Here is a 23,913-nt window from a genome sequence, read left to right on the forward strand (position 1 = left end):
TTCTTTCAAAATTACCACGAGGTAGATGCAATGTTAAATAGCTTATACTCAGGAAATCGTCTTAGGGTTGACTTCTCTAATGTCGTTAAAGAGATAGACGTTCCGAACCTACTACAACTACAAAAAAAGAGCTTTGATAATTTTTTAAATCTAAATAACAATCAGACAGAAAGCGGTATCGAAAAAGTTTTTAAGTCGATTTTCCCTATACATGATCCGCAAAATCGTTTGACTTTAGAATATGTTAGTTCAGAGATTGGAAAACCAAAATATACAATCAGAGAGTGCATAGAAAGAGGTCTTACATACTCTGTAAATTTAAAAATGAAAATACGCCTTATTGTCCATGAAAAAGATGATAAGACTGGTGATAAAGTTGGCGTTAAAGATATAAAAGAACAAGAAATTTTCATACGTGAAATTCCGTTGATGACAGATAGAATTTCATTTATTATAAATGGTGTTGAGCGTGTTGTTGTAAATCAACTTCATAGAAGCCCTGGCGTTATCTTTAAACAAGAAGAGAGTGCGACTGTTGCAAATAAACTTATTTATACAGCTCAAATAATCCCAGATCGCGGATCTTGGTTGCACTTTGAATATGATACAAAAGATATTTTATATGTTAGGATAAATAAGCGCAGAAAAGTGCCTGTAACTATCTTGTTTAGGGCATTAGGATATAAAAAACAAGACATTATTAAGCTATTTTATCCGATACAAAATTTAGTTATTAAAAATAATAAATTTTTAACTCTTTTTAACCCAGAGGATTATCTAGGAAGAGTTGAGTATGATATAAAAAATGAAGATGGAGAGATTCTTCACCAAGCTGGCAAGCGTCTAACAAAGAAAAAAGCCGATAAATTAATCGAAGATGGTGTTAAATTTGTTGAGTATCCAATAGAAGCACTTATTGGTAGATATTTGGCAAACCCTGTGATAAACACAGAAAGCGGCGAAATTTTATATGACACACTATCTGCTCTTGATGAGAATAAACTGGCAAAAATTTTAGCTGAGCATGAAAGTATCGAGATCATAAATAACTCCGCAGCCGGTGTTGATGACGCTATTATAAATTCATTTATCGCTGACAATGATATGCTTAAAGTTTTAAAACAAACTGAGGGTGTAGATGATGAAAATGACCTTGCTGCTATTAGAATTTACAAGGTTATGAGACCTGGCGAGCCGGTAGTTAAAGAGGCTGCAAAAAGCTTTGTAAATGATATATTGTTTAACCCTGAAAGATATGACCTAACAAAAGTTGGTCGTATGAAGATGAACCATAAGCTTTCGCTTGATGTGCCAGAGTACGTTACTTTGTTAACTAGCGAAGATATCATCAAAACTGCAAAATATCTTATAAAAGTTAAAAATGGACAAGGTCACATTGACGACCGCGACCACCTTGGCAACCGCCGTATAAGATCGATCGGAGAGCTACTTGCTAGTGAGCTTCACCTTGGTTTTGTTAAGATGCAAAAGGCTATCCGTGATAAATTTACAAGCCTAAGCAATAACACTGATGAAATCATGCCTTATGATCTTATCAATCCAAAAATGATTACAGCAACAATCATGGAATTTTTCACAGGCGGTCAGTTAAGCCAGTTTATGGATCAGACAAACCCACTTAGTGAGGTTACTCATAAGCGCCGTCTATCTGCGCTTGGCGAGGGTGGCTTGGTAAAAGAGCGTGCTGGATTTGAGGTGCGTGACGTTCACCCAACTCACTACGGCAGAATTTGCCCGGTTGAAACACCAGAAGGTCAAAATATCGGTCTTATAAACACTCTTTCAACTTATGCAAAAGTAAATGACCTTGGCTTTGTTGAGGCGCCTTATAAAAAGGTCGTCGATGGCAAAGTGACTGACGAGATAGTCTATCTAACAGCGACACAAGAAGAGGGTAACGTTATCGCTCCAGCATCAACTAAGCTTGATGAAAATGGACATATTGTTGAGGATTTGATCGAGGTTAGAAAAGAGGGCGAGATGATGCTTGCTCGTAGAGAAGATGTTACTTTGATCGACCTTTGCTCTGGTATGATAGCCGGTGTTGCAGCTTCGCTTATCCCTTTCCTAGAGCACGACGACGCTAACCGTGCGCTTATGGGATCAAACATGCAACGCCAAGCAGTGCCGTTACTTCGCTCAACTGCTCCTATCGTTGGAACAGGTATGGAGAGCGTTATCGCAAGAGATGCTTGGGAGAGCGTAAAAGCAAAACGTGGCGGCGTAGTTGAAAAGGTTGATAATAAAAATATCTTTATCCTTGGTGAAGATGAAGCTGGTCCATATATCGATCACTACTCTTTAGAGAAAAATTTAAGAACAAACCAAAATACGACATTTTCACAACATCCGATCGTTAAAAAAGGTGATGAGATCGTTGCTGGTCAGATAATAGCCGATGGTCCAAGCATGGAAAAAGGCGAGCTAGCTATTGGTAAAAACGCACTAATCGCATTTATGCCTTGGAATGGCTACAACTACGAGGATGCCATCGTTATTAGTGAAAAAATGATACGTGAAGATGCCTTTACAAGCGTTCATATCTACGAAAAAGAGATTGAGGCTCGTGAGCTAAAAGACGGCGTTGAAGAGATAACAAAAGATATACCAAACGTCAAAGAAGAGGAGCTTATGCACCTTGATGAAAGCGGTATCGTTAAAATCGGTACAGAGATCAAGCCTGGCATGATCCTTGTTGGCAAAGTATCTCCAAAAGGCGAGGTTAAGCCAACTCCAGAAGAAAGACTACTACGTGCGATCTTTGGTGAAAAAGCTGGTCACGTGGTAAATAAATCGCTCTATGCTTCTGCTTCAATGGAAGGCGTGGTTGTTGATGTTAAAATTTTCACTAAAAAAGGCTATGAAAAAGATAGCAGAACAAACAAGGCTTATGAAGAAGAGAAGACACTTTTAGAAAAAGAGCACCACGATAGACTGCTTATGCTAGACCGTGAAGAGATGCTAAAAGTTACAGCACTTCTTTCTAAAAACCCGCTAGCGAGCGATCAAGAGGTAAATAAAAAAGAGTATAAAAAGGGCTCAAAGATCAACAAAGCTGACTTTGAAAATATCAATAGATTTACCCTAAATGCTATCGTAAAGAGCTTTTCAAAAGATATCCAAAAGAAATATGATGAGCTAAAAAATTACTTCCAAAATGAGAAGAAAAAGCTTAAAGAAGAGCACGACACTAAGATAGAAATTTTAGAAAAAGATGACATTTTACCAAGTGGCGTTGTAAAACTTGTAAAAGTTTATATAGCTACAAAACGCAAACTAAAAGTTGGCGATAAGATGGCTGGACGTCACGGAAACAAAGGTATCGTTTCAAATATAGTAAGAGAAGTCGATATGCCGTATCTTCCAAGCGGACAGATCGTAGATATCGTGCTAAACCCACTAGGCGTTCCAAGCCGTATGAACATCGGTCAAATTTTAGAGAGCCACCTTGGTCTTGTTGGTTATCGCTTAGGCGAGCAGATCAATGAAATTTTTGAGACCAAAAAAGGCGAGTGGATAAAAGAGCTAAGAGCTAAGATGATAGAGATCGCAAGCGTTGCTAAGCTAATGGACGCTAAAAAAGCTCTTGGTAAGATGAGCGATGAGAAGCTTCTTGAGTATGCAAAAGATTGGAGCAATGGCGTAAGATTTGCAACTCCGATTTTTGAAGGCGTTAAAGCTGACGAATTTGCAAAACTATTTGAGATGGCAAAGATAGATAGTGACGGTAAAACCGAGCTATATGACGGACGCACAGGCTCAAAGATAAGAGAACGCGTTAACGTTGGTTGTATGTATATGCTAAAACTTCACCACTTGGTTGATGAAAAAGTTCACGCAAGAAGTACTGGACCATACAGCCTTGTTACACAACAACCAGTCGGTGGTAAGGCGCTATTTGGTGGTCAAAGGTTTGGTGAGATGGAGGTTTGGGCACTTGAGGCTTATGGTGCTGCTCATACACTAAGAGAGATGCTAACTGTAAAATCAGACGATGTTGAGGGAAGACTCTCTGCTTACAAAGCTTTAACAAGAGGTGAAAACGTTCCTGAGACTGGTATCCCTGAGACGTTCTTTGTTCTAACAAACGAGCTAAAATCACTAGCTCTTGATGTGGAAGTATATGATGAGGATGAGACAAATGAAACTAACTAATTTAAAACCAGTTGAGATAAAAGAAGAGCATAGACCTCGTGATTTTGAAGCTTTCCAACTTCGTTTAGCAAGTCCTGAGAAGATAAAATCTTGGAGTTATGGCGAGGTTAAAAAACCAGAAACTATCAACTACCGCACGCTAAAACCTGAGCGTGACGGTCTATTTTGTGCCAAAATTTTCGGACCGATCCGTGATTATGAGTGTCTTTGTGGCAAATATAAAAAGATGCGTTATAAGGGCATCAAGTGCGAAAAGTGCGGCGTTGAAGTAACAACATCTAAAGTTCGTCGCTCTCGCATGGGTCACATCGAGCTTGTAACTCCAGTGGCTCATATCTGGTATGTAAATTTCTTGCCAAGCCGTATAGGTGCGCTTCTTGGTATCAAGATGAAAGACCTTGAACGCGTACTTTACTACGAGGCATACATTGTTGATAATGCTGGCGAGGCTTATTATGACAATGAAAATTCTAAAAAAGTTGAAAAATATGACGTTTTAAACGAGGAGCAATACCAAAGCCTAGCTTCAAGATATGAAGAAACTGGCTTTAGCGCTAGAATGGGTGGCGAGGTCATCTATGATATGCTAGCTGAGCTTGACCTAACTCAAATTTTAAATCAGCTACAAGAAGAGATGGAGGCTACAAATTCTGAGGCCAAGAAAAAGACTATCGTAAAACGTTTAAAGGTTATCGAGAGCTTTTTAAATTCAGGTAACCGCCCAGAGTGGATGATGATAACAAATTTACCAGTTCTTCCGCCTGATCTTAGACCACTTGTTAATCTTGATGGCGGTAAATTTGCTGTTTCAGACGTAAATGATCTATATCGCCGTGTAATAAATAGAAATAGCCGTCTAAAACGCCTACTTGAGCTTGATGCACCTGAGATCATTATCAGAAACGAAAAGAGAATGCTTCAAGAGGCTGTTGATGCGCTATTTGACAATGGCCGTAGAGCAAATGCAGTAAAAGGTGCAAACAAGCGCCCACTAAAATCACTAAGTGAGATCATCAAAGGTAAGCAAGGCCGCTTCCGTCAGAATTTGTTAGGTAAGCGTGTTGATTTCTCTGGACGTTCTGTTATCGTCGTTGGTCCAAAGCTAAAAATGGATCAGTGCGGTCTTCCAAAGAAGATGGCTTTAGAGCTATTTAAGCCACATTTGCTTGCTCGCCTTGAAGAAAAAGGCTATGCGACAACCGTTAAGCAAGCTAAAAAGATGATAGAAGATAAGACAAATGAGGTTTGGGAGTGCTTAGAAGAGGTCGTTAAAGACTATCCAGTCATGCTAAACCGTGCTCCGACACTTCACAAGCTTTCTATCCAGGCGTTTCACCCAGTGCTTGTTGAGGGCAAGGCTATCCAGCTTCACCCACTAGTTTGTGCGGCTTTCAACGCTGACTTCGACGGTGACCAAATGGCTGTTCACGTGCCACTATCTCAAGAGGCTATCGCTGAGTGCAAAATTTTGATGCTTAGCTCAATGAACATCTTACTTCCTGCAAGTGGTAAGGCTATCACAGTCCCTTCACAAGATATGGTTTTAGGAATTTATTATTTAAGCCTAGAGAGAAACGATGAAAAAGGTGCAAACAAAATTTTCTCAAGCGTTGATGAAGTAATGATCGCTGAAGAGGCTAACACTCTTGGTCTTCACGCTAAAATTAAGACAATGGTTGATAACAAGATCATCTTTACAACTGCTGGTCGCTTGATCCTAAGAGCGATACTTCCTGATTTTGTCCCTGAAAATATGTGGAATAAGATCATGAAGAAAAAAGACATTGCGAATTTGGTTGATTATGTTTATAGAAATGGCGGCCTTGAAGTAACGGCTGACTTCCTTGATAAGCTTAAAAATTTAGGCTTTAGGTATGCTACAAAAGCGGGAATTTCTATCTCTATCGCAGATATCATCGTGCCAGACAGCAAGCAAAAATATATCGACGAAGCTAAGAAAAAAGTTCGTGAAATTCAAAAGCAATATGGCGCTGGTCTTTTAACAGATAGTGAGAGATACAACAAGATCATCGATATCTGGACAGATACAAATAATAGCGTTGCAAGTGAGATGATGAAGCTTATCCAAAGTGACAAGGGCGGATTTAACTCAATTTATATGATGGCTGACTCTGGTGCGAGAGGTAGTGCAGCGCAAATTCGCCAGCTAGCTGGTATGCGTGGTCTTATGGCAAAACCAGACGGCTCGATCATCGAAACACCGATCATTTCAAACTTCCGTGAAGGTCTAAACATAATGGAGTACTTCAACTCAACCCACGGAGCTAGAAAGGGTCTTGCAGATACCGCGCTAAAAACTGCCAACGCTGGTTACTTAACAAGAAAGCTAATCGACGTTGCTCAAAACGTTAAAGTCACGATGCACGACTGCGGTACGCACGAGGGCGTTGAGATCACAGATATCACAGAGAGTGGTGAGCTAATCGAAAGCCTTGAAGAGAGAGTCTTGGGCCGTGTTTTAGCAGATGATGTGATCGATCCTATAACAAATGAAATTTTATTTAGTGAAGGCACTTTACTTGATGAAGAGAAGGCTAAGGCAATAACAGAAGCTGGCATAAAATCAGTAAGCATTAGAACACCTATCACGTGCAAGGCGCCAAAAGGCGTTTGTGCAAAATGTTATGGATTAAATTTGGGTGAGGGCAAACTTGTAAAACCAGGCGAGGCTGTCGGTATCATCTCAGCCCAATCAATCGGTGAGCCAGGTACTCAGCTAACGCTAAGAACATTCCACATCGGTGGTACGGCTTCTACTGAGCAGCAAGATCGTCAAGTCATCGCTCAAAAAGAGGGCTTTATTAGGTATTACAACCTTAGCACATACGAGAACAACGGCAAGAAAATCGTTGCAAACAGAAGAAGTGCAGCTGTGTTACTTGTTGAGCCAAAGATAAAATCAACAATCGATGGTAAAATCGAGATCGAATATGCTCACGAAGATGTAAATATCGTAATCAAGGGCAAAAAAGAAGAGATCAAATATACCATCAGAAGAAACGACCTTGCTAAACCAAACGAACTAGCTGGCGTTAGCGGCAAGATCGAAGGCAAGATGTATATCCCTTATGCAAATGGCGACAAAGTAAAAGAAAACGAAAGTATCGTCGAGATTATAAAAGAGGGCTGGAACATTCCAAATCGTATCCCTTATGCTAGTGAGCTTAAAATTTCAGATGGCGATCCAGTAACTAGAAAGATCACAGCAGATGCAAATGGTGTGGTTAAATTTTTCATACTAAAAGGTGACTTCCTTGATAGACTAAAAGACATCAAAAAAGGTCACAAAGTAACTGAAAAAGGCTTCTTTGTTGTTGTTTCTGACAAGGATGGACGTGAGGCGGTTCGCCACTATATCCCAAGAAATTCTATCATTCAAGTATCAGACAATGATGCGGTAGAAAGAGCGACAGTGGTCTCACTACCTGAAAAAGATGACAAGCTAATAATCGCTGAGTGGGATCCATACTCAACTCCAACTATCGCAGAAGAGGCTGGTGTGGTTAGCTTTGAAGATGTCGAGCCAGGATATAGTGCGACCGAACAAGCTGACGAGGCAACTGGTCAAAGACGTCTTGTTATCAACGAGTATTTGCCAAGTGGCGTAAAACCAGCGATCATTATCACTACAAAGAGCGGACATTTGATCAAGTATCCGCTTGATCCAAAAACTGCGATCTTTGTTTCAAGTGGTGATGAAGTAGCTCAGGCTGACATTTTGGCTAAGACTCCAAAAGCTGTTGCTAAGTCAAAAGATATCACCGGTGGTCTTCCAAGAGTTAGTGAGCTATTTGAAGCAAGACGCCCTAAAAATACAGCTATCGTTGCAGAGATCGACGGTGTTGTTAGATTTGACAAGCCACTTCGCTCAAAAGAGCGCATCATCATCCAAGCAGAAGATGGCACGACAGCTGAGTACTTGATCGAGAAGAGCCGCCAGATCCAAGTAAGAGACGGCGAATTTGTTCACGCTGGTGAGAAACTAACAGACGGACTTATCTCAAGCCATGATATCTTAAGAATTCTTGGCGAAAAGGCACTTCACTACTATTTGATCAGTGAAATTCAGCAAGTTTATCGTCGCCAAGGTGTTGCGATCGCTGATAAGCACATCGAGATCATCGTCTCTCAAATGCTTCGCCAAGTCAAAATCGTCGATAGCGGAAATACAAATTTCATCGTTGGCGACATGGTTTCAAGAAACAAATTTAAAGAAGAGAACGAGCGCATTATGAAGATGGGTGGCGAGCCAGCTATCGCTGAGCCGATCCTTCTTGGTGTTACAAGAGCGGCTATCGGAAGTGATAGTGTGATCTCTGCTGCGTCATTCCAAGAGACAACTAAGGTCTTAACAGAAGCCTCAATCGCTGCTAAATTTGACTATCTTGAAGATCTAAAAGAGAACGTCATCCTTGGACGTATGATCCCAGTTGGTACTGGTTTTTATAAAGATAAAAAGATAAAAATCAAAGAAAACTAATATATTAAGCCCCGCATTTGGGGCTTAATCCTCTTATAAATTTACCCACTTAAATTTACAAAATTTCAAAATTTACAAGCCATTAATCAATATTAAATAAAATCCATAACTAAAAATATGTAACGGAGATATTATGAAAAATGTCGATCTTGGACTTTTATTTCTGCGCTTAGGTCTTGGAATTTGCCTTTTTATGCACGGCTTTGGCAAAATTTTACACGGAGTTGGCGGCGTAAAGAGCATTTTAGTTGATGCTGGACTACCTAGTTTTCTGGCGTATTTTGCCTATTTTAGTGAGGTTTTAGCCCCTATAATGATCGCCGTTGGTTTTTACTCAAGGCTTGGCGCGCTCCTAGTTTTTGGCTCAAGTCTTGTCATTTTGTATTCGTATTTTGGCTTGTCAAATTTACTTGAGCTAACTAATGTAAATGGCTTTAAAGCAGAGCTTATATATCTTTATATCGCTATGTCACTTTGTATCATCTCGACTGGCAGCGGCAAATACGCTATCAAGCAAGACTGATCTAAATTTAGCACATATCAGATGTGCTAAATTTTCACACATTTTATTTAAATTTTAATTTTATTTTATTTTTTTATAACAATTTAAGTTTGTAGCCTTTAAATTAAAAAATATCTCAAATTTAAAGGACACATGATGAACTCTATAAAAAAAGAGCCTTCGTTTCTGCTAGCCCTTACGCCTATCTTGGTTATGATCGTAGGTCTTGCGCTTGGCGTTGGTTATATGAAGCTAAAGGTTGAGCCGATCATTTTGATAGCAGCCCTTGTGGCTGGTGGCATCGCTTGGAGGCTAGGATATAGCTGGAGCGAGCTTCAAGAAGGGGTGATAGAGAAAATTTCAAGCTCATTGCCAGCACTTATGATACTTTGGGCAGTTGGTCTGCTTATTGGCTCATGGGTATTTTCAGGCACCATCCCTATGATCATCTACTATGGCGTGGATCTTATAAGCCCGCAGTATCTAGTCCTAACAGCTTTTGTCATCGCAGCTATCATATCAACCGTAACTGGCACATCTTGGGGTTCTGCTGGCACAGTTGGCGTCGCTATCATGGGCATAGCTCAAGGTCTTGATGTAAATTTAGCAGCAACTGCTGGTGCGGTAGTCGCAGGAGCATACTTTGGCGATAAGCTCTCTCCACTCTCAGACACGACAAACCTAGCTCCGATAGCAGCTGGCTCAGAGCTTTATGAGCACATCAGACATATGTTTTATACGACTATCCCAGCAACTATCGTTGCGATAGCAGCTTATCTATTCTTTGGTAGCGAGGCGGCAAGCAGTGGTGCAAATGTTTCAGAGTCGGTTTTGGCGCTTCAAGGTCAGCTTGATAAAATTTTTCACTGGAACATCATCTTACTTTTGCCTGTGCTTTTTGTCTTGGCTGGCTCGGTGCTAAAGTGGCCAACCATCCCAGTAATGATCATCGCATCTCTATTTTCAGTGCTTCTTGGTGTGATCGTTCAAGATTTTAGCTTTAAAAATGGCTTTATCTCAGTGATGACTGGCTTTAACGTCACGATGAGCGGCATTAATATGGAGTTTTCAAAAGATATCACGAAGCTTCTAAACAGAGGTGGCGTGAGCTCGGTAAATTCAACCACCATCCTAGTCATCTGCGCTATGGGCTTTGCTGGTATCATCTCAAAAACTGGCATGCTTACAAAGGTGCTTCACACCATCATGGCAAAGGTCAAATCAGCAGCAGGCGTCATCATTTCGACTATCGGATCATGCCTAACTGTCGCATTTGTCACAGGTAGCTCATATCTTTCTATCCTTATCCCTGGCGAGATGTTTAAAGACTTTTATAAAGAGAAAAATTTAGCAGCCAAAAACCTATCAAGAACGCTTGAAGACTCTGGCACCGTGATCGTCCCACTCATCCCTTGGTCAGCAGCAGGCGCATATATGACAGCTACACTTGGCGTGCCAACGGTAGATTATTTGCCATGGGCGATACTGAACTACATGGGCGTTGTCTTTGCTATCATTTTAGCTCTTACTGGCATCGGCATAGCTAAGATAAACAAGGATGCCAAATGATACTTATAAAAAATGCCAAAATTTACTCGCCAAAATTTCTTGGCAAAAAAGATATATTTATATGTAATGGCAAGATCGTCTGCATAGCTGAAAATATAGAGCCAAATTTACCAAACGTAAAGGTGATCGATGCTTTAAATTTAGTAGCCATACCAGGCCTTATTGATAAGCACGTGCATATCACTGGAGGTGGCGGTGAAGGCGGCTTTAAGACTAGGGTGCCTGAGATCATGCTTTCAAATTTAATAGAAGCTGGCATAACGACAGCAGTTGGCCTACTTGGAACTGACAGCACGACAAGAAGCGTTGAAAATTTAGTCGCAAAAGCTCACGCATTAAACGACGAGGGCATCACATGCTATGCTCACACGGGCGCATATAGCTCTAAGACGCCAACCATAACTGGTGAAATCGAAAAAGATATTGTTTTTGTTGATCCCATAATCGGAACCAAGCTAGCCATAAGCGATCACCGCTCATCAAGCGTTAGTAAAGATGAGCTAGCTCACATCGTTTCAGCCGGCAGGGTGGCTGGCATGATCAGCTCGAAGTCAGGCCACACCACACTTCACATGGGTGATGGCAAGAAGGGTTTAAATTTGATCTATGAAGTGCTAAATGAGTACGACATGCCGATCACGCTATTTCAGCCAACGCACGTAAATAGAAACGAGGAGCTTTTTAAACAAAGCCTTAAATTTATAAAAGATGGCGGTTATATCGACTTTACTTGCATGCCAGGACTTACGCCACTTGAGGCTGTAAAGCGCATCAAAAAAGAGAATTTACCAACAAACAAGCTCACGATAAGCTCGGACGGCTTTGGTAGCTACTCTAGCTATGATAGCGATGGAAATTTACTAAAAATTGGCATCGCTAGCGTAAAAAGCCTATATGAAGAGTTTATAAATTTTGTAAAAGATGGCTTTAGCATCGAGGAGGCGTTGCCATATTTTACGACAAACGTGGCAAAAAGCGTGGCCTTGCAAAACAAAAAAGGCGAGATAAAAGAAAATTTCGATGCAGATATTTTGCTAATCAATGAGAAATTTGAGATTAAATTTGTCGTTGCAAAGGGTGAAATTTTAAAAGACGACAGTGGTTTTATAAAAAAAGGAACTTATGAATAAAACTAACTTATTAACCGTTATTTAAGCTTTTTTTAAATAAAATTAGGTTTTTTTAATAAATTTAGTTGAAAGGAATTATTGTGCCAACCATAAATCAATTGGTCAGAAATGAACGCAAGAAAGTGACTGTTAAGTCAAAATCTCCAGCGTTAAAAGAGTGCCCTCAAAGAAGAGGAGTTTGCACTAGGGTTTATACTACAACTCCTAAAAAACCAAACTCAGCTTTGAGGAAAGTTGCCAAAGTTAGGCTTACAAGCGGTTTTGAAGTCATCAGCTATATCGGCGGTGAAGGTCACAACCTACAAGAACACAGTATCGTTTTAGTTCGCGGCGGTAGGGTTAAAGACTTACCAGGTGTTAAATATCACATCGTTCGTGGTGCACTTGATACTGCTGGTGTTGCAAAAAGAACAGTTTCTCGTTCTAAATATGGTGCAAAACGCCCTAAAGCTGGCGCTGCTGCTCCAAAAAAGTAAAAAATTAGGTTCGCAGACGTTGCTTAAATTTGCAAACGTTTGAGTAAAATTTCATAAAAATTTGAAGGAAAAATCAAAATGAGAAGAAGAAAAGCTCCTGTAAGGGAAGTTTTACCTGATCCGATTTACGGAAATAAAATAATCACTAAATTTATTAATTCTCTTATGTATGATGGCAAAAAAAGCGTCGCTACAGAGATAATGTATGGTGCTATTAAAGCTATCGAAAAGAAAAATGCTGAGGTTAAAGGCATCGACGTTTTTAACGACGCTATCGAAAATGTAAAACCTATTTTAGAAGTTAAATCACGCCGTGTTGGTGGTGCTACTTATCAAGTACCAGTTGAGGTTCGCCCAGCTCGCCAACAAGCTCTTGCTATCCGCTGGCTTATAACTTTTGCTAGAAAAAGAAGCGAAAGAACAATGGTTGATAAACTAGCAAATGAGCTTTTAGATGCGGCAAATTCAAAAGGTGCATCTTTCAAGAAGAAGGAAGATACTTACAAGATGGCAGAGGCTAATAAAGCATTTGCTCACTACCGCTGGTAAGAAAGAATTAGCATGGCAGAGAGAAAAACGCCTTTACATAAGGTAAGAAATATCGGTATTGCGGCTCACATTGATGCTGGAAAGACAACCACTAGTGAGAGAATTTTGTTCTTCACTGGTATGAGCCATAAGATAGGTGAGGTTCATGATGGCGCTGCTACTATGGACTGGATGGAGCAAGAAAAAGAGCGTGGTATTACTATTACATCAGCTGCAACTACAGCGTTTTGGAAGGGCTACCAAGTAAACCTAATCGACACTCCGGGACACGTTGACTTTACTATTGAAGTTGAGCGTTCTATGCGTGTTCTTGACGGCGCTGTTGCGGTATTTTGTTCTGTTGGTGGTGTTCAGCCACAGTCTGAAACTGTTTGGAGACAAGCAAATAAATATCACGTACCAAGAATTGTTTTTGTTAATAAAATGGACAGAATTGGTGCAAATTTCTTTAGAGTTGAAGAGCAGATCAGAGAAAGATTAAAAGCAAATCCAGTGCCTATCCAAATTCCAATCGGCGCAGAGGATAACTTTAAAGGTGTGGTTGATCTTGTGAGAATGAAAGCATACGTTTGGAATGACGAGAAAAAGCCAACTGACTATGTAGAAGAAGAAATTCCAGCTGAAGTTAAAGATAAAGCTGAAGAATACCGCGCAAAACTAATCGAAGCTGTTTCTGAGACAGACGATAGTTTGATGGAGAAATTCTTTGCAGGCGAAGAGCTAACTGAAGAAGAGATCAAAAAAGGTATAAAAGCAGGCTGCTTAAGAATGACTATCACGCCTATGCTTTGCGGAACTGCGTTTAAGAACAAAGGTATCCAACCTCTACTTGATGCGGTAGTTGATTATTTACCAGCTCCAGATGAGATCGCAGCGATAAATGGTGTTTATGAAGATGGCACTGAAGTGACTGTTGAAAGTACAGATGATGGCGAATTTGCTGCTCTTGCGTTTAAGATTATGACTGACCCATTTGTTGGACAGCTAACATTTATCCGTGTTTATAGAGGAAGCCTTGAAAGTGGTAGCTATGCTTACAACACAGTTCAAGACTGCAAAGAGAGAATCGGCCGCTTGCTAAAAATGCACTCAAATAAACGTGAAGAGATTACAGAGCTTTTTGCTGGTGAAATCGGCGCTGTTGTTGGCCTAAAAAGTACCCTAACTGGCGATACTCTTGCAAGTGAAAAAGATAAAGTTATCCTTGAGAGAATGGACTTCCCAGAGCCAGTTATTAGCGTTGCAGTTGAGCCAAAAACAAAAGCAGATCAAGAGAAGATGGCGATAGCTCTTCAAAAACTAGCTCAAGAAGATCCAAGCTTTAGAGTTAGCACTGATGAAGAGAGCGGACAAACTATCATTAGTGGTATGGGTGAGCTTCACCTAGAGATCATTGTTGATCGTATGCTTCGTGAATTTAAAGTTGATGCTGAAGTTGGTCAGCCACAAGTTGCTTACCGCGAAACTATCCGTAAGGCAGTTGAGCAAGAGTATAAGTATGCTAAACAATCAGGTGGTCGTGGTCAATATGGTCACGTATTCTTACGCATCGAGCCACTTCCAGCTGCTAGCGGATTTGAATTTGTTAACGATATCAAAGGTGGTGTTGTTCCAAAAGAGTACATCCCAGCTGTTGAAAAAGGTTGTAAAGAAGCGCTTCAAAGCGGTGTTCTTGCTGGATATCCAGTTGAAGATGTTAAAGTTACACTATTTGATGGTAGTTACCACGAAGTTGACTCATCTGAAATGGCATTTAAACTTGCTGCTTCAATGGGCTTTAAAGAGGGCGCTAGAAAAGCAGGTGCGGTTATCCTTGAGCCTATGATGAAAGTTGAAGTCGAGACTCCAGAAGAGTATATGGGTGATGTTATCGGTGACCTTAATAAGCGCCGTGGTCAAGTAAATTCAATGGATGATAGAAATGGTGTAAAAATCATTGCAGCTTATTGTCCGCTAGCTCAAATGTTTGGCTACTCAACAGATCTTCGCTCAATGACTCAAGGTCGTGCGACTTACTCTATGGAATTTGATCACTACGAAGAAGTTCCTAAAAATGTAAGTGAAGAGATTATTAAAAAGAGAAATGGCTAATTAACCAAAATAGGGCAGAGCGATCTGCCCTTTAAATTTAGCTGCTCGGCTAAAAAATAAACCAACTTGCAAATTTGTCCTCATAGCTCAGCTGGATAGAGCGCAGAATTCCTAATTCTGAGGTCGTGAGTTCGAACCTCGCTGGGGACACCATAACTTAGAAAAATAAGTAAAAAGTTGTAAAAAATACATTAGCAAAAACCAGCTAATTATCCTAAAAATAGACAAAAAGTTGTAAAAATAAGTAAAAAGTTATAAAAAGATAGCGAAATATTTTTTAACTGACTTTTTTACTGACTAATGTTATAATCCGCAAAATCTCAAAAAATAGGTCAGTAAAAACTATGCCAAAGACAAGCCCACAAGTAAATGACACCCTTTTGAAATCGCTAAAGCCTAAAGAGAATAAATATTTTATTAGTGACGGCGAGAATATGCTAATAGAGATACGCCCTAATGGCAAAAAATCTTTTATTTTAGAGTATAAAAGCCCTGCGACCAACAAAATGGCAAGAATAACTTTGGGGCAGTATCCGATAATGAGCCTAAAGGAAGCTCGAGCACTAAAACTGGAGCTAAAAGAGCAGATAAGCAAAGGTATAGACCCTAAAAAGAATAATACGGGCGAGGGAAAAAGATTTAAAGATATATTTCACGAATGGTTTATGAGGAAGCAAAAGCAGGTTTTGGCAAAACAACAAAAAACAATAAAAAGCTTCTTTGATAGATTTTTTTTGCCTAAATTTGGCGATATGGATATTAAGAAAATAAGTAGACGTGATATTGTTTCGGCGTTAGAGTTTTTGGAGTTTGAGAAAAAATATATAGCATTTAGTAAGGCGCTAGGAGCGATAAAAGAGCTTTACAAATACGCCGTATTGAAAGAATATGTAGAACATAATATAATCTTAGATATTGATAAGAAAGCACTTTTTAAAGCCCCTGAAACAAAACACTACGCCGCTATAACAGACGAGCAGGCGCTAACACAACTACTAAATAATATAATCTATTACAGCGGCGATATTAGGGTTAAGGCGTGCTTAGTGCTTAGCATAATGACTGCCGTACGCCCACTCAATGCAAGGTCGGCTAAATGGTCGGAGTTTGACCTAGATAATGGGCTTTGGCGCATCCCAGCCGAGCAAATGAAAATGAAGCGCCCGCACGTTGTTTTTTTGTCTGACGAACTTTGCAAATTCTTGCAATCGTATAGAGGCGCTTTTAAAAGTGAATATCTATTCCCAAGCGTAAGAAGTTTAACTAGACCTATTAGTGATAATGCGTGTCGCTGCTCCCTTAGAAATATGGGTTACTCAAACGAGGAAATAACCCCACACGGCTTTAGGGCTACATTTAGCACCATTTGCCACGAAAAGAGGGCAGAGCATAAACAAAGCAGTGATATTATTGAGCTTTGCCTAGCACACATTGAAACAAACAAGGTAAAAGACGCATATAACCACGCAAAGAATTTAAAAGAGCGTAAAGAGCTTATGTTTTGGTGGCAAGGGTTTATTTACGCCCTTTGTCCTGACATATATTCTTTTATTGAGGCTAAGTCGCAGTAGATAACACGCTGGTTTATTTTATTAGCCTTGATTATACCAGCGTCGATGAGTTTTTTTAGGGTCGGCTTTGAAATGTTTAAAATTTCCCTTGCGTATTTAGATGGGATAAAGCCGACCGCTTCACTTAGGGCTGCTATCTCGCTCATTTCTTATCCTTGATATAATCTTTCAAATCTCGCAAAGCGTTCCGTAAATAGCGGACGTCGCATTTAAAGAGCAAACCTTGTATTTGCTCGACTAAATTTATCTTTTCATTGTGTGCCTCGCAAAACGCCTCTAAATTTGCAAGGGCAGCTAAATGCTTTTCTCTTTCTGGGCTACTCATCTAATAGCTCCTTATTCTCATAGATGTTGCCAACTACAACCCACTCACCAAGTTCGTTTAGAAAAAAATGTATCCCTTCTCGTTTTCTATCAATAGGTCTAACTGCAAAACTTCCTATGTCAAAAAATATTTTACCCATTTCACCATATCGTGGATTAGGTAATTCTTCACTACGAGGAGACTGCGGGTAAAATTTCACTATATCGCCCTCGTAAATTTCTTTGCCATTTTGGTCTTTTAAGCCAGTGTATTGCACAACATTAAAACGTTCAGTATCCTCTAGTATATCTCCAAAAGAGGCGCAACTTGTCCCTACATCATCATAAATATACTCTATGTCATAGTGCATCTTCTCTAGCTCTTTATCCCACGCTCTAAATTTAATCTCTCTCATTTACTATCCTTTAATGTTTTATATGCTTCAAGCAGCCTTTCTCTCTCAGCACTTTTTAGATAAAACCAGTCATAGATAGAAAAATTTACCCATACTGGGTCTATATCAAATCTTAAAAGTGATGTATTTAATTGTTTTAATTTTCTATAATCTCTTGTGGTAAATTGCCAATCATGGCTTAAAAACCACTCCAAAAGCCCTATTAATCTCTCTTTTTCCGTTTTTCGCCAAAACATTATCAATCCTTTCAAATATTCTCAATATAAAAATAAGCCAGTGTTTGGCTATCCTCTGCTTCTCTTGCGTTATCTAGGTTTTCCCTCTAGTTGTCATCGCTCGCCCCGTTTAGATTTTTGCCTTTTAATATTTGTAGCACCTCTTGCTTTGAAAATTTAGAGGATGGGCTTAGCTCGATTTTGCTAAGCCAGTAGCGATCTAGTTTTTCGCAGTAGTATTTCATCGCACTTTCAAAGTTTAGCCGCTGTGGCAGTGGCACGCCTATCTTAAACGTGCCTTTTACTAGCTTCATCTTATCTTTTGCGCTCATAATCGCTTCGCCGTAAGTCATCACACTGCCTTTAGCTCATCGATATTAAATAGCTGCTTTAATATCTCAACATCATAAGTATTTACCCTGCCATATCTTGGGTCGATAACCGCACCCATAAAAGCGCCCTGCTCGATGCTTAGCTTTTTAGCCTTTTTGCCTAAGCTTGGGATGTGATGCCCCTTTTGGCTAATAGCGTATAAATTCATAAACGCAATTATCGTCATATACCTATCGTTGCTTAAAAGGCGGTTTATGTTGTGCTTTGCTTTTAACTGCTCTTTGTGAATTTCGTCTGTCTTGTCTTCTAGCTCGTGTATCTTTCTATCCTGCTCTTTCATTAAATTTAATTGCATTTGCAGGTAGTCGATAGAGTTAAGTGGTTTTTACGTATAGCTTCCCGTTTTTCTAATGCTAGGCAATACCTCTTTATTGACAAACATTCTAAACGGCTTTGCGTTCGGTTTATCGCTACGCATAAGCACGAAGTAAAGTTGTGGCTCGGTGATAAAAGTCGCATTTTGCTCCCTGCCTAAACTATCAAAGATGGGGTAAGTTAAACTTAGGTCATCATCAAACTCCGATATAATCGCACTTTTAACTACACTTGCGTTAGTAAGTTCCAAAATCTTACAAACGTCGCTCAAACAAAAAAGCGGTTCATTGTTTTCATCAACCGCAACTCTAACCTCGAAATTTTCGTTTTTAAAAATTTCTAAATTCATTTTATATCCTTTTTATCTGGTTGCATTGCATTTAAAATTTTGGCTCTCATCGCATTATGATTTTTTGCTAACGCTTCCAAGGCGCAGAATAGATCATAAGCGCAGTCAAGCACCTTGTAGCTTACTTCTTCGTTGCTATCGCTTGGCTCTATCTTGTAAGCTTTTAAATACTCGGCAAATTTCTGTTTAGTAGGGGACTTTCATTTTTGCCCCCTTGTAAGAAATATCCAAATGCAAGTAGCGAAAAAGGCTACAACCATTATGACATCGGTAAAATCTACTGACATTTTTGCTCCTTAGGGTATAATGTCAAAAGGCATCAGATTAAAGATTTTCTTTGTCCACTTTTGGGGAGTGGATTAAATCCACCCAAAAATTCGCAAAATCTAATAAAGGATTTGCAAAATCAGACACAGAAGTTGCAACAATCTTGTCATATGATGCTCCTTTGATTTATTTCAAAACGTATTTAATCCGTTTTGATAGAAGCATTATACAAAAATTATACGTTACTTGTCAATAGTTTTAAGTATTTTATTTGTGTTTATGGATAAAATAAGCGTAAAATATACGCCTATTTTGAAAGTTCTTTTATGATAATAGAGAGAGTATCAAGAGTTTTTAACTTGTTTTTTAGCTCTAAATTCTCAAGATAAAGCAATAAAGCTTTATTCATCGTTGCTGAAATATTGCCTGTTCTAGCGGCTTTACTTACGGCTTCTTCACCATACCCTATCGCCTCGCCAAGTTGCTTGTAAGTTAAATTTAGCTCTTTGCAGGTTTGTTTTATTAAATTTTCACTCATTTTATTCCTTTTTAAATTTATTAGACTACAATTAAACAATTTAAAAGTGTTGTAGGCTTGATTGAGCTTAGACCACTTTCAAAACGAAAGGATTATTGCCCCCTTGCTTTGCAAGGCTCGGGTCCCCGGTCTTAGTGCCGGGATACTATCTTATAATCTTATCTTTCACCTTGATTTTTATCTTCTCAAAATCAGCTTTTAACACTGAAATATTTGCGTTGCTTATCACTCTTTTTGTATCAAATAGCCTTATTTGGGCTAGTAGTGCGACTTGTTTTATACCTTGTTTATCGGTAAATTTATGATATAAGCATCCTGATTTTTGAGAAGCTTTTGAGCTAAGTGGCACACCGATAAAGGCGTTTATGTAGTTTTTTATATAGACCTTATTTAAAACAAGCACTGGGCGTTTAAAATCCGCCCCTTTGCCATAAGTTTCACTGCCTAAATTTTGCCCTACGCTTAACCAATATACCTCGCCATTAGCAACGCCAGTTCCAGTTTTTTGCTCTAGCTCTTTTTTAACCTCGTTCCACTTATCAAATTTATCCACGTGCTAGCCCTTGTATTTTTGGATTTGATTTTACAAAAAGCCAAATTCAAAAGACCTTACGACTTAAAATGGTATTTCATCGCTATCGCAATATTGGCTCACATCTATTTCATCGCTTGCACTCTCGCTAGCTTGTGGCGTGTGGGAGCTATTATTTCTTTTTGGTGCGCTCCATGTGGCTTCAAACATTAGTCCGTTAGGCTCTTTTGGGCTAAATAATGCTAGATAAACACGTCCGCCAGCTACTAGAGGCGTTTCTATATGCCCCCTAAAATAATTTGTTTTTCCGTCGTTGCTTACTGCGTTCCAAATGCCCCCTATAAATTTTATTTCCTTGCCGTCTTGAGCTTTGAAAGTTTGATTTTTAAAATAGCCTACATTCATTAGTTATCCTTTAAATTTTCTATTAAATTGTCTATGCTACTTGGGCCATTTAGATAGGCAGTAGCCTCGTCGATACTTAGCCTCTCAACTAAATTTTCAGCCTCTATTTCACTAGCGCCTCGTTTTACTAGCTCGCTTTGTAGTAGGTCGAGGGGCATTGGTTCAACTGTCAAATTTTCTTTTACAGTTGCGATTTCAACTTCAAGGGGCGCGGCTTCGATGTATTCGGTTTGTGAATTTTTGCACCAACTGAGCTGTTTGGTTTTTCCGTACTACTCAAAAGCTCGTTTAGTCCAGCTTTTGGTGCTTGGCTGGCTTCTTGTTTTGTGATAGGCTCATCCTCCGCGCTTACAGCTTCGGCTAGGCGATCATTTATCGGTAAGCGTGAAGCAACGTATTTCAGAGCTTTAGCTTTATACATTTCCTCCGCCCAGTCTAGCCAAATGTATTCTAATTTGTCTTTTTTGCTTTGGTTTTGACTTTTTAAGCGTAATTTCTCGAGCTTTTTCTTACTGACAAACTCACTGAAAACATTATCGTTGCTGTCTTTTGCATATACGATCACACCCACCAAATGGCTAAATACCCAGTCGCCGTCATCGTCGCTTCGTTCGTCATAATTTGGTGCAAAGTGTATCTTGTCATCAAGCCCATTAAACTCTAGGCTAAAATCATCACAATCATAAACGGCTACTGCTCTAAATTTCCAGCCGTTTTTCATACCTAAACTAATAAGCCCTTTGTAGCCTATTTGTAGTTGAGCGGTTTCACCACCATTTTTTAGTTTAAAAGGTACTACATAAGCTTGACCGAAAAGCTTATTTGGGTTTAGTCCTATTTGGACTATCTGCATGGCCGTATTTACTATGCTTTCAACGCTACAATTCTTTAGCCCATAATCGTTCGCCATATTCGCGATAGCACTAGCAAAAATTGAAGCCTTAGCCTTATCGTTGCCAACTATGGTTGAGATTTGGTTCATTTTTGAGCCTACTAAAGCTCTCGCTTGTTGCTCTCTTGGTTGTATTTGGTTCATTTGTTATCCTTTCAAAATTTCATTTTGTTCCATAAAAAAGCGGTCGTCGTTCGCCACGTATGCTTCGACCGCGCCTATTGCCGTATAGACGTGTTCTAGTTGTTCTTTCGTCTGCTGCAACGCTCTAAATGTCCTCAATTCCTTATCCCTTTTTTCATTCTCTAGTTTTATGCTCTTCTTTCTGTAAAAATCCCGCTCTTTCCTCGCGTGTTCTAGTAGTGTTTTTAAGGTTTCATATCTAGGTTCGCCGTTTTTAGGTTTAAATTCGGCTAGCTCGTTTTTTAAACTAGCGATAACGGCGTTGTATTGAGAAATTTGGGATTTGTAGCCGTTGATTTGATTTTGGCGGTCTTTAGCGTCTTTGATAGCGCAAGCCTCGAGGGAATTTACCTTATCGACTAGTTCTAGGTTGCGCGCTCTAGCTTCTTTGTAGTCTTGCGCCTGTTTTAGTAGCTCACGCTCTAGCTGATTGCTCGCCCAAATGCGGAAATTTTTAGCCTCTTTTGAGCGAATAAAAAAGCCTAAGACAACGATACCTTTTAAAGTCCATTTTACGATTGGGCGGTTGCGATCGTTTTTGTGAGTTACAAAATGGATATTTTCGATTAATTCTTCAAAATGCTCTTGCTTATGTTTCTTGATGGTATCTTGCGAAATGCCGTAACTTTTGGCAACTTGCTCGGTAGTAAAAAGCGTGTTTAAAGTGATGTTTTGCATAAATTCCCCTTGTTTGATTTTGCAAATTAGGGGAATTGTTAGTTTAGATTAGTGCTGAAGTCTTTCTTTTTTGTATTCTTTGATAGCTTTTGCACCTAAAAAAAGAATGATTATCGCTCCTGCTATCAGCATAATATCTTGATTTGTCATTTGTTTGCCTTTCTTTCAAGATAAATGGCTATCGCCATTATAGTTACTCCTTCGATTATCGCAAGAAGTCCTTTTGTTGTTGCTTCGCCAAACTGCCAAGCAAACGCACCATTTACAAAAATACCTAAGCCGATATTTTTAAATAACTCTATCATACTTAACCTTTTTCGTATTTTAGCAAACCAATCTAAATTTAACAATTCCGCCTAAAAGAACAAAATCTAATGTTTTATTAGATTTATGCGGAAATTATACTATATATTATTAACTTTGTCAATAGTTAATCTAATAATATATTTGATTTTCTATAAAAAGGCATAATTTTTTATTAGACTTTTTAATAGGGAGGATTTCTCCCCATTAAATTACAAGCACTAAAAAATAGATACTCAAAATTTTTAATTAGGGAATTTCCAACAATTAAAACTAACAGGGGAAATTTTCCCCTGTTATGAAACCGCGTCTTTTAGGGCACTTTTTAGATTTTCGTATTTTGATAGTTCTTTTTTTAGGGTTTCAACCTCTAAAACTAAATTTATGGCAGTTTCAGCCATTTTACTAATTTTATTTTGATTGACTGCATTATTTAAGCTATCCGCACTCATTCCTATCCTATCCGCCAGCTCCCTTTGCGTGATGCCTAGCTCTTTACACACACGCTTAACGATGTTTTCCTCTGCGGTCATATTATTTTCCTTTCATTATCTGGTAAATAGATTTTTGACGATAGTTTTCACAAGTAAAAACGTATGCGTTAAGGTGCCGCAAAATACCGAGCCTAGAAGCCATTCTTTGATTTTAAATCCCCATACGTTAAAGCCGTCTAAAAAAACGATAACTCCGAGAAAGACTATTTCGGCGAGCAAAAGCCAGTAAATTTTATTGGCGTATTTCGTCCTAAGCTCTATCCACTCAAATTTGTCTTTATCGTCGATATTTTTTATAAGAGGTTTGTCGGTGTCTATCTCTTTGGGGGCATCGGGGGACTTGGGCTTTTTCTCCCGCGGTACGTCTTCTTCGGGCGGTATTTGCTCGTCGATAGCGAGCCTTACCGAGCTTTCAAGGCTCATATGAGCCCTAAATTTATAAGCCTAATGGCTGCGGCTTTCCTTGAGACTTTCATCGCTCTAGCGAAATCGTCGACATCGCCCGTAAGCCCCCAAACTTCAAGGCTTCTAGCCTTAGGCATAAGCAGGGCGGCCGCGAAATTATCGGCCTCGAATTCTTTCTTGTCGTATCGATCGTTGTTTCTGTAGTCGGTAAAATCAATATCTTGCCCGCCGTTGTGATGTAGTAAGATGTGACCTATCTCGTGGGCTATGGTAAATCTTTGACGCTCGGGGAGCTCGTTTTCGTTAATAAAAATCTTAGCTTCGCTTGAGTTTTTTTCTACCATGCCCGCGACGCTACCGCCTAAATCGGCTTGAAAAACGGAGTAGCCGAGCAAATTAGCCACCTTAACTACATCTACGTTTTTATCGTTAAAGCCCGTAGACGATAGCACGATGTCCGCTATTTTTTCTAGTTGTCTAACAGTATACGTCGCCCTTTGTTCTACGGCGTCAAAAAGTGGTAGCATTGGTTCAGTAGCCATATTCGACATTTCCCTTACGTAAATTTTTAGCCCGTAAATATTACACTAAATAAGTTAAAAGGGATATAAAAGGTATATTTTTAACTAACCTTGCCGTAAAACTTAACGGCTTGGACTA

At 39.4% G+C, this 23,913-nt stretch carries 26 protein-coding genes and 1 tRNA gene; 10 read left to right on the plus strand and 17 right to left on the minus strand.

The genetic code is table 11. The features are described 5' to 3' along the window. Nucleotides 1-30 precede the first annotated feature (30 nt). From rpoB to UNSWCS_RS08620, 10 genes are all read left to right on the plus strand, one after another. Nucleotides 31-4,176 (plus strand): DNA-directed RNA polymerase subunit beta, encoded by a 4,146-nt coding sequence (gene rpoB / locus UNSWCS_RS08575; RefSeq protein WP_035143791.1) that lies wholly within the window; start codon nt 31-33, stop codon nt 4,174-4,176. Next, nucleotides 4,163-8,677 carry a DNA-directed RNA polymerase subunit beta' gene (gene rpoC / locus UNSWCS_RS08580; protein WP_002941087.1) on the plus strand — a complete coding sequence of 1,505 codons (4,515 nt, stop codon included), beginning with the start codon at nt 4,163-4,165 and terminating at the stop codon, nt 8,675-8,677. The genes rpoB and rpoC overlap by 14 nt, the downstream gene beginning before the upstream one ends. Before the next feature lie 133 nt (nt 8,678-8,810). Next, nucleotides 8,811-9,200, plus strand: a complete 390-nt coding sequence (locus tag UNSWCS_RS08585; RefSeq protein WP_012001506.1) for a DoxX family protein — start codon at nt 8,811-8,813, stop codon at nt 9,198-9,200. A gap of 135 nt (nt 9,201-9,335) precedes the next feature. Beyond that, entirely contained in the window at nt 9,336-10,748 is a 1,413-nt protein-coding gene (gene nhaC, locus UNSWCS_RS08590; RefSeq protein ID WP_021088179.1) for a Na+/H+ antiporter NhaC, read from the plus strand. Continuing rightward, entirely contained in the window at nt 10,745-11,878 is a 1,134-nt protein-coding gene (gene iadA / locus UNSWCS_RS08595) for a beta-aspartyl-peptidase (RefSeq protein ID WP_021088192.1), read from the plus strand. The genes nhaC and iadA overlap by 4 nt, the downstream gene beginning before the upstream one ends. Before the next feature lie 80 nt (nt 11,879-11,958). Next, nucleotides 11,959-12,354, plus strand: coding sequence for a 30S ribosomal protein S12 (gene rpsL, locus UNSWCS_RS08600; protein WP_002941121.1), 396 nt, complete (start codon nt 11,959-11,961; stop codon nt 12,352-12,354). 78 nt (nt 12,355-12,432) lie between these two features. Beyond that, the gene (gene rpsG, locus UNSWCS_RS08605; RefSeq protein ID WP_002941142.1) at nt 12,433-12,903 is read left to right on the plus strand and encodes a 30S ribosomal protein S7; all 471 of its coding nucleotides are present in this window, start codon (nt 12,433-12,435) and stop codon (nt 12,901-12,903) included. A 12-nt stretch (nt 12,904-12,915) separates the two neighbouring features. Next, nucleotides 12,916-14,994, plus strand: a complete 2,079-nt coding sequence (fusA, locus tag UNSWCS_RS08610; protein WP_021084241.1) for an elongation factor G — start codon at nt 12,916-12,918, stop codon at nt 14,992-14,994. Between the two features lie 76 nt (nt 14,995-15,070). After that, nucleotides 15,071-15,147 (plus strand) — tRNA-Arg (locus UNSWCS_RS08615). Between the two features lie 191 nt (nt 15,148-15,338). Continuing rightward, the gene (locus UNSWCS_RS08620) at nt 15,339-16,565 is read left to right on the plus strand and encodes a tyrosine-type recombinase/integrase (RefSeq protein WP_021088190.1); all 1,227 of its coding nucleotides are present in this window, start codon (nt 15,339-15,341) and stop codon (nt 16,563-16,565) included. Here the strand turns inward: UNSWCS_RS08620 and UNSWCS_RS08625 are convergent. From UNSWCS_RS08625 to UNSWCS_RS11545, 17 genes are all read right to left on the minus strand, one after another. Next, nucleotides 16,514-16,711 carry a helix-turn-helix domain-containing protein gene (locus UNSWCS_RS08625; RefSeq protein WP_035143794.1) on the minus strand — a complete coding sequence of 66 codons (198 nt, stop codon included), beginning with the start codon at nt 16,709-16,711 and terminating at the stop codon, nt 16,514-16,516. The two genes, UNSWCS_RS08620 and UNSWCS_RS08625, sit on opposite strands and share 52 nt — an antisense overlap. Continuing rightward, nucleotides 16,708-16,890 carry a hypothetical protein gene (locus UNSWCS_RS08630; RefSeq protein WP_021088198.1) on the minus strand — a complete coding sequence of 61 codons (183 nt, stop codon included), beginning with the start codon at nt 16,888-16,890 and terminating at the stop codon, nt 16,708-16,710. Before UNSWCS_RS08630 ends, UNSWCS_RS08625 begins: the two co-directional genes overlap by 4 nt. Continuing rightward, on the minus strand, nt 16,883-17,284 hold the full coding sequence (locus tag UNSWCS_RS08635) for a YopX family protein (protein WP_021088194.1): 402 nt from the start codon (nt 17,282-17,284) through the stop codon (nt 16,883-16,885). The genes UNSWCS_RS08630 and UNSWCS_RS08635 overlap by 8 nt, the downstream gene beginning before the upstream one ends. Next, nucleotides 17,281-17,520: a hypothetical protein gene (locus UNSWCS_RS08645; protein ID WP_021088170.1), complete on the minus strand. Its 240-nt coding sequence runs from the start codon at nt 17,518-17,520 to the stop codon at nt 17,281-17,283. Before UNSWCS_RS08645 ends, UNSWCS_RS08635 begins: the two co-directional genes overlap by 4 nt. An 86-nt stretch (nt 17,521-17,606) precedes the next feature. Then, complete coding sequence (locus UNSWCS_RS08650) at nt 17,607-17,852, minus strand: hypothetical protein (protein WP_021088169.1); 246 nt, start codon at nt 17,850-17,852, stop codon at nt 17,607-17,609. Next, nucleotides 17,852-18,187 carry a hypothetical protein gene (locus UNSWCS_RS08655; protein ID WP_155242309.1) on the minus strand — a complete coding sequence of 112 codons (336 nt, stop codon included), beginning with the start codon at nt 18,185-18,187 and terminating at the stop codon, nt 17,852-17,854. Before UNSWCS_RS08655 ends, UNSWCS_RS08650 begins: the two co-directional genes overlap by 1 nt. Before the next feature lie 30 nt (nt 18,188-18,217). Then, nucleotides 18,218-18,556 carry a Bro-N domain-containing protein gene (locus tag UNSWCS_RS08660; protein WP_021088174.1) on the minus strand — a complete coding sequence of 113 codons (339 nt, stop codon included), beginning with the start codon at nt 18,554-18,556 and terminating at the stop codon, nt 18,218-18,220. Between the two features lie 574 nt (nt 18,557-19,130). Beyond that, entirely contained in the window at nt 19,131-19,361 is a 231-nt protein-coding gene (locus UNSWCS_RS08670) for a hypothetical protein (protein WP_021088196.1), read from the minus strand. Between the two features lie 145 nt (nt 19,362-19,506). Then, on the minus strand, nt 19,507-19,914 hold the full coding sequence (locus UNSWCS_RS08675; RefSeq protein ID WP_021088183.1) for a type II toxin-antitoxin system PemK/MazF family toxin: 408 nt from the start codon (nt 19,912-19,914) through the stop codon (nt 19,507-19,509). A gap of 63 nt (nt 19,915-19,977) precedes the next feature. Then, complete coding sequence (locus UNSWCS_RS08680) at nt 19,978-20,298, minus strand: hypothetical protein (protein ID WP_021088166.1); 321 nt, start codon at nt 20,296-20,298, stop codon at nt 19,978-19,980. Next, a complete protein-coding gene (locus UNSWCS_RS12570; RefSeq protein ID WP_021088180.1) occupies nt 20,298-20,456 on the minus strand; it encodes a hypothetical protein in 159 nt (52 codons plus the stop codon). Before UNSWCS_RS12570 ends, UNSWCS_RS08680 begins: the two co-directional genes overlap by 1 nt. Nucleotides 20,457-20,479: 23 nt before the next feature. Then, nucleotides 20,480-21,334, minus strand: a complete 855-nt coding sequence (locus UNSWCS_RS11705) for a recombinase RecT (RefSeq protein WP_021088173.1) — start codon at nt 21,332-21,334, stop codon at nt 20,480-20,482. Nucleotides 21,335-21,337: 3 nt separating this feature from the next. Then, nucleotides 21,338-22,051: a hypothetical protein gene (locus UNSWCS_RS11540; RefSeq protein ID WP_021088188.1), complete on the minus strand. Its 714-nt coding sequence runs from the start codon at nt 22,049-22,051 to the stop codon at nt 21,338-21,340. A gap of 146 nt (nt 22,052-22,197) precedes the next feature. After that, on the minus strand, nt 22,198-22,356 hold the full coding sequence (locus UNSWCS_RS12390) for a hypothetical protein (protein ID WP_021088176.1): 159 nt from the start codon (nt 22,354-22,356) through the stop codon (nt 22,198-22,200). A gap of 294 nt (nt 22,357-22,650) precedes the next feature. Further along, nucleotides 22,651-22,887, minus strand: coding sequence for a helix-turn-helix domain-containing protein (locus tag UNSWCS_RS08700; RefSeq protein ID WP_021088187.1), 237 nt, complete (start codon nt 22,885-22,887; stop codon nt 22,651-22,653). Between the two features lie 15 nt (nt 22,888-22,902). Beyond that, a complete protein-coding gene (locus tag UNSWCS_RS08705; RefSeq protein ID WP_021088185.1) occupies nt 22,903-23,271 on the minus strand; it encodes a hypothetical protein in 369 nt (122 codons plus the stop codon). Then, a complete protein-coding gene (locus UNSWCS_RS11545; RefSeq protein WP_021088184.1) occupies nt 23,268-23,795 on the minus strand; it encodes an ImmA/IrrE family metallo-endopeptidase in 528 nt (175 codons plus the stop codon). Before UNSWCS_RS11545 ends, UNSWCS_RS08705 begins: the two co-directional genes overlap by 4 nt. Nucleotides 23,796-23,913: the final 118 nt, after the last annotated feature.

Source organism: Campylobacter concisus UNSWCS (assembly GCF_000466685.1).
GTDB classification, from domain to species: Bacteria; Campylobacterota; Campylobacteria; order Campylobacterales; family Campylobacteraceae; genus Campylobacter_A; species Campylobacter_A concisus_A.